At 68.7% G+C, this 12,377-nt stretch carries 11 protein-coding genes and 1 pseudogene; 6 read left to right on the plus strand and 6 right to left on the minus strand.

Annotated features, from left to right (window positions below; translation table 11 throughout):
• Positions 1–76: 76 nt before the first annotated feature.
• Positions 77–1,480, minus strand: coding sequence for a dihydrolipoyl dehydrogenase (gene lpdA / locus IU450_RS01110; protein WP_195147912.1), 1,404 nt, complete (start codon positions 1,478–1,480; stop codon positions 77–79).
• A gap of 131 nt (positions 1,481–1,611) precedes the next feature.
• Between lpdA and IU450_RS01115 the strand changes: the two genes are divergently transcribed.
• Both IU450_RS01115 and IU450_RS01120 read left to right on the plus strand, forming a co-directional pair.
• The gene (locus tag IU450_RS01115; protein ID WP_195147913.1) at positions 1,612–2,679 is read left to right on the plus strand and encodes a helix-turn-helix domain-containing protein; all 1,068 of its coding nucleotides are present in this window, start codon (positions 1,612–1,614) and stop codon (positions 2,677–2,679) included.
• 203 nt (positions 2,680–2,882) lie between these two features.
• A complete protein-coding gene (locus IU450_RS01120) occupies positions 2,883–3,911 on the plus strand; it encodes an NADP-dependent oxidoreductase (protein WP_195147914.1) in 1,029 nt (342 codons plus the stop codon).
• A gap of 84 nt (positions 3,912–3,995) precedes the next feature.
• Here IU450_RS01120 and IU450_RS01125 read toward each other — a convergent pair whose 3' ends face one another.
• Positions 3,996–4,997, minus strand: coding sequence for a membrane dipeptidase (locus IU450_RS01125; RefSeq protein WP_195147915.1), 1,002 nt, complete (start codon positions 4,995–4,997; stop codon positions 3,996–3,998).
• Between the two features lie 194 nt (positions 4,998–5,191).
• Between IU450_RS01125 and IU450_RS01130 the strand changes: the two genes are divergently transcribed.
• Together IU450_RS01130 and IU450_RS01135 are read left to right on the plus strand one after the other, a co-directional pair.
• Entirely contained in the window at positions 5,192–5,734 is a 543-nt protein-coding gene (locus IU450_RS01130; protein ID WP_195147916.1) for a hypothetical protein, read from the plus strand.
• Between the two features lie 33 nt (positions 5,735–5,767).
• On the plus strand, positions 5,768–7,825 hold the full coding sequence (locus IU450_RS01135) for a prolyl oligopeptidase family serine peptidase (protein ID WP_195147917.1): 2,058 nt from the start codon (positions 5,768–5,770) through the stop codon (positions 7,823–7,825).
• Between the two features lie 58 nt (positions 7,826–7,883).
• On the opposite strand, the gene IU450_RS01140 is transcribed toward IU450_RS01135, so the two are convergent.
• From IU450_RS01140 to IU450_RS01150, 3 genes are all read right to left on the minus strand, one after another.
• Positions 7,884–8,741, minus strand: coding sequence for an alpha/beta fold hydrolase (locus IU450_RS01140; protein WP_195147918.1), 858 nt, complete (start codon positions 8,739–8,741; stop codon positions 7,884–7,886).
• Between the two features lie 48 nt (positions 8,742–8,789).
• Positions 8,790–9,422: a TetR/AcrR family transcriptional regulator gene (locus IU450_RS01145; RefSeq protein ID WP_043699260.1), complete on the minus strand. Its 633-nt coding sequence runs from the start codon at positions 9,420–9,422 to the stop codon at positions 8,790–8,792.
• 324 nt (positions 9,423–9,746) lie between these two features.
• On the minus strand, positions 9,747–10,553 hold the full coding sequence (locus IU450_RS01150; protein ID WP_195147919.1) for an HAD-IIA family hydrolase: 807 nt from the start codon (positions 10,551–10,553) through the stop codon (positions 9,747–9,749).
• Between the two features lie 144 nt (positions 10,554–10,697).
• Between IU450_RS01150 and IU450_RS01155 the strand changes: the two are divergent.
• Positions 10,698–10,799, plus strand: a pseudogene (locus IU450_RS01155) (ZIP family metal transporter); the annotation flags it as partial.
• A gap of 27 nt (positions 10,800–10,826) precedes the next feature.
• On the opposite strand, the gene IU450_RS01160 reads toward IU450_RS01155, so the two are convergent.
• On the minus strand, positions 10,827–11,141 hold the full coding sequence (locus IU450_RS01160) for an ArsR/SmtB family transcription factor (RefSeq protein WP_228833893.1): 315 nt from the start codon (positions 11,139–11,141) through the stop codon (positions 10,827–10,829).
• A gap of 46 nt (positions 11,142–11,187) precedes the next feature.
• Between IU450_RS01160 and IU450_RS01165 the strand changes: the two genes are divergently transcribed.
• Positions 11,188–12,366: an MFS transporter gene (locus IU450_RS01165; RefSeq protein ID WP_195147920.1), complete on the plus strand. Its 1,179-nt coding sequence runs from the start codon at positions 11,188–11,190 to the stop codon at positions 12,364–12,366.
• Positions 12,367–12,377 lie beyond the last annotated feature (11 nt).

Below are 12,377 nucleotides of genomic sequence, written 5' to 3' on the forward strand. Positions count from 1 at the left end.
CCGGCGCGGAAACCATTGCCCGACAGACGAAAAGGGCGTGCGATCGATGATCGCACGCCCCTTCTCCGCGACCGGATCAGAAGTTGATCATGTGGCCGGCCAAGCCGTGGAAGGCTTCCTGGAGGGCCTCGCTGAGCGTCGGGTGGGTGTGCACGTTGCGCGTCAGCTCGTTGACCGTCAGGTCCCACTTCTGCGCCAGGGTGAGTTCGGGCAGCAGCTCGGAGACATCCGGGCCGATGAGGTGCCCGCCGATCAGCTCGCCGTACTTCGCGTCGGCGACGAGCTTGACGAAGCCGGTCGGATCGCCGAGGCCGTGCGCCTTGCCGTTGGCGGTGAACGGGAAGGTCGCGACCTTCACGTCGTAGCCCTCGTCGCGCGCCTGCTGCTCGGTCAGGCCGAAGCTGGCGACCTGCGGCTGGCAGAAGGTGGCGCGCGGCATCATCCGGTAGTCGCCGAGGGTGACCGTCTCCGCACCCGCGATGGTCTCGGCCGCGACCACGCCCTGCGCCTCCGCGACGTGCGCGAGCTGCAGCTTGCCGGTGACGTCGCCGATCGCGTAGATGTGCGGCACGTTGGTGCGCATGTAGTCGTCGATCCCGATCGCGCCGCGATCGGTGACCTGCACACCGGTGGACTCCAGGCCGTAGCCGTCGACGCGCGGCGCGAAGCCGACGGCCTGCAGCACCTTGTCGACGGTGACGGTCTCGACCGAGCCGGACTTGTTGTCCTTGATCGAGACGGTGACCTTGGCGCCGTCGTCCTCGATGGACTGCACGGCCGCACCGGTGGTGATGGTGATGCCGAGCTTCTTGTACTGCTTGGTGATCTCCTTGGAGACGTCCGCGTCCTCGTTCGGCAGCGCGCGGTCGAGGAACTCGACGATGCGCACGTCCACGCCGTAGTTCTTCAGGACGTAGCCGAACTCCATGCCGATCGCGCCCGCACCGACGATCAGGATCGAGCCGGGCAGGTCACGGGTGAGGATCTGCTCCTCGTAGGTGACCACGTTGGCGCTGAGCTGGGTGCCGGGCAGCAGCTTGGTGACGGTGCCCGCCGCGATGATCGCGTTGTCGAACGTGACCGTCTCGGTGCCGCCCTTGCTGAGCTCGACCGACAGCGAGTTCGGGCCGGTGAAGGTGCCCTTGCCGTCGAACTCGTCGATCTTGTTCTTCTTCATCAGGAAGTGGACGCCCTTGACCCGGCCGTCGGCGACCTTGCGGCTGCGGTCGAAGGCGACCCCGAAGTCGAAGTTCACCTCACCGGAGATGCCGAAGGTCTTCGCCTCCTTGGTGAAGATGTGGGCGAGTTCGGCGTTGCGCAGCAGCGCCTTGGACGGGATGCAGCCGACGTTCAGGCACACACCGCCCCAGTATTTCTGCTCGACGATCGCTGTTCGCAGGCCGAGTTGAGCGGCGCGGATCGCGGCGACGTATCCGCCGGGACCAGCACCGAGAACGACGACATCGTAGTGGGAAGTCACGAACCGAGCCTAACTCTGTAGCGGTAAGTTCACCCACCCATCCCCCACCACAGTGAGGCGTGGGCCACACCCGACCGGCGGACTCCCCCGAGCGGGAAGAACGGGGTGCACCTGGGCGGTTAGCATGCCCCGTGAACAGCCGTGTCGATCCGGTCTCGGAGCCGTCTTCCCGCGGCAGCGCGACGCCGCCGAACGCACTGGACGGGACCGCCTCCACGCACCTGACCCGGCTGGTCCGCGACACCGCCCGAGCCGCCGGAGTCCCGGCCGACCGGTTGGCCGCCGTCCCCGGCACCGATGACGCGGCGCTCGCGAGCGAACTGAACCGGATACCCCTGCACTCTCTGGCGCGGCTGTGGGACTTGCTCGCCGGGACGAGAACCGGACCGGGCGCCGGGCTGGCCGTCGCCGCCGCCGCACCGCTGGGCACCCTCACCACCTGGGACTACCTCATCGCCAATGGTTCGACGCTGGCGGATTCGCTGCGCACGGCACAGCCGTATCACCGCCTGGTCACCGCGGCCGAGGAGGGCTTCGACCTGGCGCACGACCGCGCCCTGACCGTCGGCTTCCGCACCACCGCGCCGGACCCGGCGGCGGTCGCGGTGATCAACGAATACGTGCTCGCCTATTACCTGCGCAGGGCCCGCGAAGCCACCGGTCGCCCCGTCATCCCGGAGCGGGTCACCTTCAGCCGCCCCGCGCCGCCCGACCACCGCGTCCTCGCCGAGGCGTTCGGCACCGACCGCATCGACTTCGGCGCCCCGGTCGACGCGATCACCTTCACCGAGGCCGACGCCACCGCACCCTTGGTCCGCGCCGATCCCCTGCTGGCCGACCTGCTGCGCAGCCACGCCGACCTGGTACTGGCCAGCGCACGAGCGATCCCAGGACCACTGGAGTCCTTCCGGCTCGCACTCGAGTCGGCGATCGCCGACGGCGAAGCCTCGCTCGGCGCCGTCGCCCGCCGACTGGCGGTGAGTCCCCGCACTTTGCAACGCCAACTGGCCGAGCAGGGCACCACGTGGCGCGAGGAATACGATCGCGCCCGCTACGAACAGGCGCGCACCTTGCTCGCAGCGGGACGATTGACCACCGCCGCGATCGCGGGGCGGCTCGGGTTCACCGACGACCGCGCATTGCGCAAGGCCTATCGACGGTGGAGCGGCTCGCCGCCGTCTCGGGCCAGAGCGCGATAGCGCCTCCTGCCGGATCCCGCGGTCGCCCGGCCGCCCCGCGACAGACCTGCCATGCCGCGCGGCGGTTCGGCGCGCCAGGACCGGTTGGTGGCGGCGCAGGACCTGGGAACGGATGCGCAGCGCTCATAGCGTCATCTGCACCGGATCGCACCCGTGCGAGTCCCGAAGAAAGTCGCTCCGCGGAGCTTCGGAAAGGCACCGTCATGACCGAGACCACCTCGACCCTCCCGATCACCTCGCGTGAGTACCAACTCGCCGCGCGGCCGGTCGGCGCACCGACCGCCGCGAACTTCGCGCTGGTCGAACGGCCGATACCCGAACTCGCCGAAGGACAGATCCTGGTGCGCAACACCTGGATGTCGGTGGACCCGTACATGCGCGGACGGATGGACGATCGTCCGTCCTACATTCCCCCGTTCCAGGTGGGCGCGGCCCTGGAGGGCTCGGCACTCGGCGAGGTGATCGCCTCGGCGTCGAGCATTCCGGTGGGCGCGACGGTGACCCATTTCGCGGGCTGGCGCGACTACGCGGTGGTCGATGCCGCCACCGCCACACCCGTGGACACCTCGCTCGCCGCACCGCAGCACTACCTCGGCGCGCTCGGCACCACCGGCCTGACCGCGTACGCGGCGCTGACCGATGTGGCGCGGGTCGAACCCGGCGACACCGTGTTCATCTCCGCGGCGGCGGGCGCGGTCGGCAGCGTCGCGGGGCAGATCGCCAAGGCGCTCGGCGCGGCACGGGTCATCGGGTCGGCGGGCGGCGCGGCCAAGACGGCGCTGCTGCTCGACGAGTTCGGCTTCGACGCCGCCATCGACTACCGCGCAGGCGACCTCGCGGGCCAGTTGACGTCGGCCGCTCCCGGCGGCATCGATGTGTATCTCGACTCCGTCGGAGGGGAACACCTGCGCGTCGCGGTGGAGGCCATGCACCCCAAGGGCCGCATCGCGCTGGTCGGCGCCATCAGCGGCTACAACGGAGCCACTGACGGCGCCGCCCCCGGCCCGGACCTGTACCTCGCCGCGACCAAGGAACTATCCCTGCGCGGCATGCTGGTCACCAGCTATTTCCCGATCTTCGGCGAGTACATCGCCAAAGCGACCGGATGGCTCGCCGACGGCACCCTGCGCACCAAGGAGACCGTCTACGACGGTCTCGACCAAGCACCCGCCGCCTTCCTCGGCGTCCTCGCCGGCGCCAACATCGGCAAGATGCTCGTACACCTGTCGTGAACGTGAGTGGCACATGGCTGTGGCAGAACGGGAGTAGACCTCTCGGCCATGTGCCACTCACGGAGGGGCTGTGGGGGTGTGGGTTCAGGGGCGCCAGACTTGTTGGGCGACGCGTAGGAAGTTTCCGCCGAATACCGCTGTTCGGTCGGCTGGGGTGAAACCGCGTCGGGCCAGCACTTCGTCGAGGCCGGGTTGATCGGCGGTGCCGGTCAGGTCCTCGGGTGGGACCCATTGCAGCGGGCCCCATTTGGTGTACGCCTCGGAGAAAGCGTCCGGGTTGTTCCGCATTTCGGCGTTGAAGTCCTCGGCGTCGAAGGAGTAGTCCGAGCCGATCCCGATGTGCTCGATCCCGACCAGCTCGGCGCCGTACTCGATGTGCCGAGCCATCGCCTCGATCCGCTCGGCGCGCTCGTGGACGGCATTGCGGCCCAGGAAGATTCCGACGCCGTTGATTCCGATCACGCCGCCGGTCGCCGCACAGGCTCGCGCCTGTTCGTCGGTGATGTTGCGCGGGTGTTCCCACAGTGCGGCGAAGTTCGAGTGGCTGTAGATCATCGGGACCACGCTCAGCTCGGCCAGCTCCAGCCCGGTGCGCCGGGAACAGTGGGAGCCGTCGGCGAACATCCCGACTTCGTTGAGGGTGTGCACGAGGTCGCGCCCGTATCCGGTGAGCCCGGTGTCCTCGGTGTCCAGGCATCCACAGCCCGCCGCGTTGGCGTGGTTGTAGGCGGGCAGCAGCGATCGCACGCCGAGGTCGTAGAACCGCGCGACGTTGTCCAGGTCGCCACCGAGCGGGCCGGAGTCCTCCAGATCGAACGCGAGCGCGATGGTGTCGGAGGCTCCGATGTCCTCGACGCCGCGGACGAGACGAAACCGACCGTCCGCCGACGCGTCATGGCGAAAACGATCCAGCAGCGCCATGGCGTCCGCGGTCGATTGACGCGAATATCCGACGTTCACCGACAGGTACGATCCGGCCGGATAGCGCGCGAGGTCGCCGATGCGCGCGGCGGGCGACAGCGGTAGACAGCAGTGCTGTTCCCAGAGAAACGGCGGCAACCTGGGACCTCCTGGTCGGATCGGCATCGGAGCAGCGATCCTACTGTCCGAGCCGTGCGGGTGTAGGAACGCAGCAAACACCGAGCCGACGAGGGCCCGTGCACTGCCCGAGTTGCCCCGCTCACCAACACTTTTCGGTGTTCCGGCGCGCGTAACAGTGCGTTCCCGGCGTGCGATGCACGTTATACATCAATCCCCTGTGCCCCGAAGGCGGTGCGGCCATGCGTCGCTTGCTTCTGCTGTTGGTTTCCTCCGTGACATTCGCCGGTCTCTGGATCGCGCCCGCTCCCGCGTCCGCCGCCCCGGACTGCGCCTCCGGATGGGGTTCGATACCCAAGGTGAGCCGGGCCCAGACGCTCGCGCCGCTGACCGGCGTGCGCGCCGGGCGGCACGACTGCTTCGACCGCCTGGTCTTCGACGTCGCCGGACCCGTGCCGGGCTACCACGTCGGCTATGTCGAGCGAGTGGTCATGGACGGCTCCGGCGCACCCGTTCCGCTGCGCGGCGGGGCGTTCCTGAGCATCACCGTCAACGCGCCCGCCTACGACGACGCGTTCACTCCGACCTATGACCCCGCGAACCGGGCCGAACTCGCCGACGTGCGGGACTACCGGACCTTCCGTCAGGTGGCCTGGGCCGGTTCCTTCGAAGGCCAGACCACGGTCGGTTTGGGCACGCGCGCCCGGTTGCCGGTCAAGGTGCACACCCTCGACGGACCGGGCGCCGGATCCCGCGTCGTCGTCGACGTAGCACACTCCTGGTGAACCCGCTGCGCGCCGCTGGGCCACAATGTGGGGATGAGCGGCGTTGAGCGGAATGTGACCGACCCCTACCTCTGGCTCGAAGAAGTGTCCGACGAGCGCGCCCTGGACTGGGCGCGCGCGCACAATGCCGTCGTGCGCGCCCGCTTCGCCGACTCCGATCGCTTCCGTGAGCTGGAGCGGCGCATCCTCGACATGCTCGACACCGACACGAAGATCGCCTACCCGGCTCGCCGCGGCCCCTGGCTCTACAACTTCTGGCGGGACGCCGGACACCCACGCGGCCTCTGGCGGCGCACCACGTTCGCCGAGTACGCCGCGGACGCCCCGAACTGGGACGTGCTGATCGACCTGGACGCGGTGGCCGCCGCCGAGGACGAGAACTGGGTGTGGGGCGGGGCCGCGGTGCTGCGTCCGGAACAGTCCCGGGCGCTGATCAGCCTGTCGCGCGGCGGTGCGGACGCGAAGGTGGTCCGTGAGTTCGACCTCGAACGCAGGGTGTTCCTCGAGCCGGCCGACGGCGGCTACTTCCTGCCCGAGGCGAAGTCCGAGATCCGCTGGATCGACATCGACGCGGTGTACGTGGGCACCGACTTCGGTCCCGGCTCACTGACCGATTCGGGCTATCCGCGAATCGCGAAACTGTGGCGCCGCGGCACCCCCTTGGACGAGGCGGAAACCGTCTTCGAGGGCCAGCCCGGCGACGTCGCGGTCTCGGCGGGCTACGACCGCACCCCGGGTTACGAACGACACTATGTCGGCCGGGCCACCGACTTCTTCAACGAAGAGGTCTACCTGCTGGCCGACGACGGCACACTGCGCCATCTCGACCTGCCCAGCGACGCCAGCGAATCCTGGTACAAGGACTGGCTGCTGGTGCGGCTGAAGTCGCCGTGGGAGATCGGTGGCGCGAGCTACCCCGCGGGTGCGTTGCTGGCCACCGACTTCGAGAAGTTCCTGGCCGGCGCACGGGATTTCGAGGTGATCTTCACCCCGGACGCGCACACCTCACTGCACGGTTACGGCTGGACCGAGAACCACCTGCTGCTGGTCACCCTCGAGGACGTGCAGACCAAGCTCTACGTGCTGACCCCCGACGCGGACGGCTGGCGTCGCGAGCCGCTGGCCGACACTCCACCGATGGCGACCACCAGTGTGCTGAATCTCGACCCGCTGGAGGGCGGCGACGAGTTCATGCTGAACACCAGCGGTTTCACCACCCCGTCCACCCTGCTGGCCAGCGCGGTCGGCGGGCGCACCGAACGACTCAAGCAGGAGCCCGGATTCTTCGACGCCGACGGGGTCGAGACCGAGCAGTTCTTCGCCCGATCCGACGACGGCACGCCGGTGCCGTACTTCGTGATCCGCCACCGCGACCGCGAGGACGGTCCGGGGCCGACGGTGATGTCCGGCTACGGCGGGTTCGAAGTGTCGCGCACCCCGGGCTACAGCGGTGCCTCGGGCATGGGCTGGCTGGAGCGCGGCGGAACCTGGGTGATGACGAACATCCGCGGCGGCGGCGAGTACGGGCCGCAATGGCACACCTCGGTGCAGAAAGCCAACCGGCACAAGGTGTACGAGGACTTCTCCTCGATCGCCGCAGATCTCGTCGCGCGCGGTATCACCACCGCCGACCAGCTCGGCGCGGTCGGGGGCAGCAACGGCGGACTGCTCATGGGCGTGATGCTGACCCGCTACCCCGAGTTGTTCGGTGCGATCGTCTGCCAGGTGCCGCTGCTGGACATGAAGCGCTACCACCTGCTGCTGGCGGGCGCGTCGTGGATGGCCGAGTACGGCGACCCCGACGAGCCGGAGGAGTGGGATTTCATCGGCAAGTACTCGCCCTACCAGAACGCTCGCGCCGACCGTGCCTACCCGCCGATCCTGCTCACCACCTCGACCAGGGACGACCGGGTGCATCCCGGCCACGCCCGAAAGATGGCGGCGCTGCTGGAGGAGCAGGGCCACGAGTTCTGGTACCACGAGAACATCGAAGGCGGCCACGGCGGCGCGGCGGACAACAAGCAGTCGGCCTTCCAGGCGGCACTGATCTATGAGTTCTTCACCCAGATGCTGATCGAGCGACGCGCCTGACTTCGACCCGCGCACGGCCGGAGCGAAGGCGGAGGGTACGCCCGGACGCGATCGGTCCTCAACGGTCCCGCAACCACTTCTCGATCTGGTCAACCGTGCTGCCGCACTGCCTGATCCAGCCGTTGTGGCCCAGCGGTTCCGGTTGCCGCCAGCGCGTCACCTCGGCGTTGGGCAGCTTCTCCAGCAGGTGCTCGGCGGAGCTGGGCGGGGTGAGGTCGTCGCCGGTCATCGTGATGGACAGCACCGGCAGCCGCAGCCGCGCGATGCGCTCCTCGTAGTCGATGTCCGCGCCGACCGGCACGAACCGGCCGGTGCGCGCCAACCGGGCCCAATCCGAGATCAGCACCTTGGACTGACGGCCGAAACCCATCGCGACCCGGTCACCGGGCCAGAAGCCGGCCAGGTTGGCCGTCAGCGACATCGCGGCGGTGCCCACCAGCATGCCCGGACTCGAAAGTCCGCGATAGCCGCGGTAATACGGGGTGCCGGACGCGATCAGGATCAGCCCGCCCAGCCTGCCCCGGATGCGCGCGGCGTACATGACGCCGAGCTGGCCGCCCATACTGTGACCGACCAGGTACGGCGTACTGTCCGGGAACTGCTCGCGGACCACCTCGAAGATCGCCGGGAAATCCACCGAGACCAGCTCGTGGTAACCGAAGGTGCTGTTGGAGCTCGGCTTCGGCCTGCTGTCGCCGTTGCCGCGCATCTCGCCGACGGCCACGTCGAACCCGCGCTTGGCCAGGGTCGACGCGAACAGTTCGTAGTAGCCCGCCGGAACGCCGAGCCCGGGCACGATCACCAGGACCGGGCGCGGTGCGTCCGGGGTGACCGGATGCCGGTGCGCGCCCTCGGCGGGGACCAACCGCACCGGAACAGTGGTGCCGTCCGGCATCTGGATCGGAACTGTCTGCATTCCCGCACGTTACCGCGCTCCCGGCGCGCGGTCCCGCAGGCCGGAGCGCTATGCGCGGACGGCGCCGATGATCACCCTGCTCAGTACCCGGATCACGTCGTCGAGCGGCGGGCGCGGGTCCGCGCCGCTCCACGAGTCCACCACGTAGTTGACCGCGCCGATGATGGCGAGCATCCGCATCTCGTAGTCGCCGGTGGGTATCTCACCGTGCAGCGCGGCGTCCTCGGCGGCCCCGGCCAGCAGCGAACCCCATTCCCGGCGCACCGCCAGGCGGAACTTCTCCACCTTCGGGCCCGCGCCGACCACTTCGACCAAGGCGACGCGCGCCTTGCGCGGATCGGATCCGATGGATTCGACGTAGGCGCGAACGGCGGCGTCGATGACCTCCAGCGACTTGGCGCCGGACTTCGCGTCCAGCGCCTTCTTCACGGCGTCCCGCGACTCCCGGTCGATCTGCTCGTAGAGCTCCAGGAGTAGGGACTCGCGACCGGTGAATTCTTCGTAGAACTGCCGCGAGGACAGTCCGGCGTCCTTGCAGATGGCGCCGACCGAACTATTGGCGTAACCGTCCCGTGCGAAGACCGTCAGGCCTGACTCCAGAAAACGCGCACGCCGCTGACGCTGCCGGTCCTCCACGGGTTGCCCGGCATACATTCGACCCGTATTCGCATCCTGTGACATTGGGGCAGACAATACAGAAGGGCCCGAACTCATCGTCATCGATCGGGCCCTTCGTTACAACCCTCGGCCGACATCGAGTTAGCCGAAAGTTGGCTGAGCAGTTGCTACCTCATTGATCGGTCGCCGGGCCGAAACCCGGCGACCATAGTAGCTTGCACACAAGCACGCTCATCAACGGATCGAGCATTCGGCAACTCCGATCTGACCGTAGGACATTACTTGTCACTGGCTATTTGCCGGAACAGACGATACCCAGGGCCCTCGTGATTACGGGCAATTTTAGAGGGAAACTGTAGAATTTTTTGTGGGGTTCCGATTCGCCGGTTACGGTAGGTTCGCCCGCTCTGTCGCGGCGGCCAGTAATTCCGGCAGCGCGGCCACCGAATCGATGACGTGATCCGGCGCGCGGTCGGCCGACGCGAGCACCGCGGGCCGGAATTTGCCGGTGCGCACCAGAACGCCGGTCAAGCCCGCGTCTTGCGCCGCAAGCACATCCGAGTACAGGTCGTCACCGATCATCAGGACCTCCGCCGGGTCCAGCCGCATCAGCGCCGCCGCGGTCCGGAAACCGGACGCCGCGGGCTTGCCCACCACCTCGATGCGCGCATTGCCCGCCGCCTCCAAGCCGGGCAGATACACGCCCGCGTCGACGAGCAGCCCCTCCGCCGTCGCCCAGGTCAGCCCGCTGTGCATGGCGACGACGGGTACACCGTCCAGCATCAGTTCCACCACCCGGCTCAGCGCCGAGTGGGTGAATTCCGGTCCGGCACCGCCGATCACGACCACGCCCGGATGATCGGCGTCGAGCGTCAACCCCGTGAGGTCGGTCTCGATGTCACCGTGATTGAGCACCCAGACCGCGGCGTCCGGGTAGCGACTGCGCACGAACTCGGCGGTGAGGCGTGCGGCAGTGACGATCTCGGCGGAGTCGACTTCGATGCCGGTGTCGCACAGGCGTTCCGCGATCTCGGCGCAGGTGCGCGAGGTGGTGTTGGTCAGGAAGGCCCGGCGCAGACCGCGCTCGCCGATCCGGCGCACCGCGGCGGCGGCGCCCTCGACCTCCTGCCAGGAGGTCACCAGGACGCCGTCGATGTCGTAGAGCACGCCTCGAATCCGACCGCGGTCAGGCATGGCTTCAGCGTACGACCGACCGGCGGCCCCGGCAGGCCGACCTAGGGTGATCCCATGCCGGAAGCGCTGCTCTATGGACTCGGAACGGCCGTGCCGCTGATCCTGGGCGCCGCGATCGGATTGCACCGGCGACTGCCGAAGGCGTTGCTCGCCTCGCTGATGCCGGAGGCCTACCGAGAAGGCGGCTGGTGGGTCGGGATGGCCACGGCCGCAGGGTTCCTCGTGGCCTTCCTCCTGCCGGGCTGACACCGCGCCCGACGGCCAGGGTCAGCGTTAAACTCCGGCGATGACGGCGTCCAGCAGGCCGGGGAAACGCTCGTTCAGGTCGGCGCGGCGCAGTTGCACCAGCCGGTTGCGGCCGGAGGCGAAAGTCGTCGTGACGCCCGCGTCGCGCAACACCTTCCAGTGGTGCGAAGCGGTGGCCGCCGTGATCTCCACGTCGAACTCTCTGACGTTGCAGCTCAGCGGTTCTCGCTCCCCGGCAAGCGCGCGCACCAGTTCCAGCCGGACCGGGTCGGCCAGGGCGCTCAGCACCCGGACCAGGTCGATGTCGGCGGTACTCGGCTGCGGCAGCGGGCGCATCTCCATTATCCGATCGTTTGACAACAATCGAATCATAACTCACGCTCATCCTATGATGCTTCGACAATCATCGAACAATCTGTACCGCTCCCTCCTTCCGCTCGCAGTGGGCACTTTCGTGCTCGGCACCGACGGCTTCGTGCTCAGCGGCCTGCTGCCGCTCATCGCCGCCGATCTGCACGTCTCGGTGCCCACCGCGGGGCAGCTGACCACGATGTTCGCTTGGACCTACGCCATCGCCTCGCCGTTGATCGCCGCCGCCACCGGGTCCTGGGATCGCCGCTGGCTACTCGGCGGCGGCGCCGTACTTTTCGTGATCGGCATGATCGGGCAGGCCGCGGGCGAAAGCTTCGCCGTCATGGCCGCCGCGCGCGTCGTCGCGGCCATCGGGGCCGCCGCCTTCCAGGCCAACGCGTTCGCCGTCGCGGGCGTGATCGCCGATGACGCGCACCGGGGACGAGCGCTGTCGATCGTGACCGCGGGTATCACGCTGTCCAGCGTCGCGGGCGTGCCGATCGGCATTTTCGCCGAGCGCTGGATCGGCTGGCGCGGCGTGCTGTGGGGCATCGCGCTGGGCGGCGCGCTCGCAGCGCTGCTGGTGCTCCTGCTACCCCGAGTGACACTGTCGAGCACAGGGCTGCGCGACCGGATCGGCGTGCTGACCCGGCCGCCGGTGCTGCGGGTACTGCTCGTGACGACACTGCAGATCACGGCGGTCTACACCACCATCGTCTATCTGCCGGTGGTCGTCGCGGCATCGGTACCGCAGAGCATGCTCGCCTGGTTGCTGCTGGCCATGGGCATCGGCCAGGTGATCGGTAACGCGCGGGCGGGCCGGGCGGTCGACCGCTACGGCCCGCAGCGCACCCTGACGGTGGGGCTGGTCGGCGCGCTACTCGGCCTCGCGCTGCTCGGCGTGGCCATCCATACCGCCTGGGCGGTATTCGTCGCGCTCGCCGTCACGGGGTTGTTCGGTTCGGCGATCCTGGTCCCCCAGCAGCATCGCCTGTTCGGCATCGCGCCCGACGCGCCGACCGTCGCGCTCGGCCTGAACGGTTCGGCCATCTACCTGGGCGCGGGAATCGGATCGATAGTCGGCGCGACCGTGCTGGATTCGTCCGGCAGCGCGTGGCTGCCGTGGACCTCCACACTCATCGCCTGCCTGGCGCTCGCCCTCGCGCTCCAGAAGGCCCAGTCCCCCAGCAAGACTCCAGCCCCCACCCCTGCTTGATCCGTGCTCAC

Origin of the sequence: Nocardia abscessus (assembly GCF_015477775.1) — a bacterium.
Lineage (GTDB): Bacteria > Actinomycetota > Actinomycetes > Mycobacteriales > Mycobacteriaceae > Nocardia > Nocardia abscessus_A.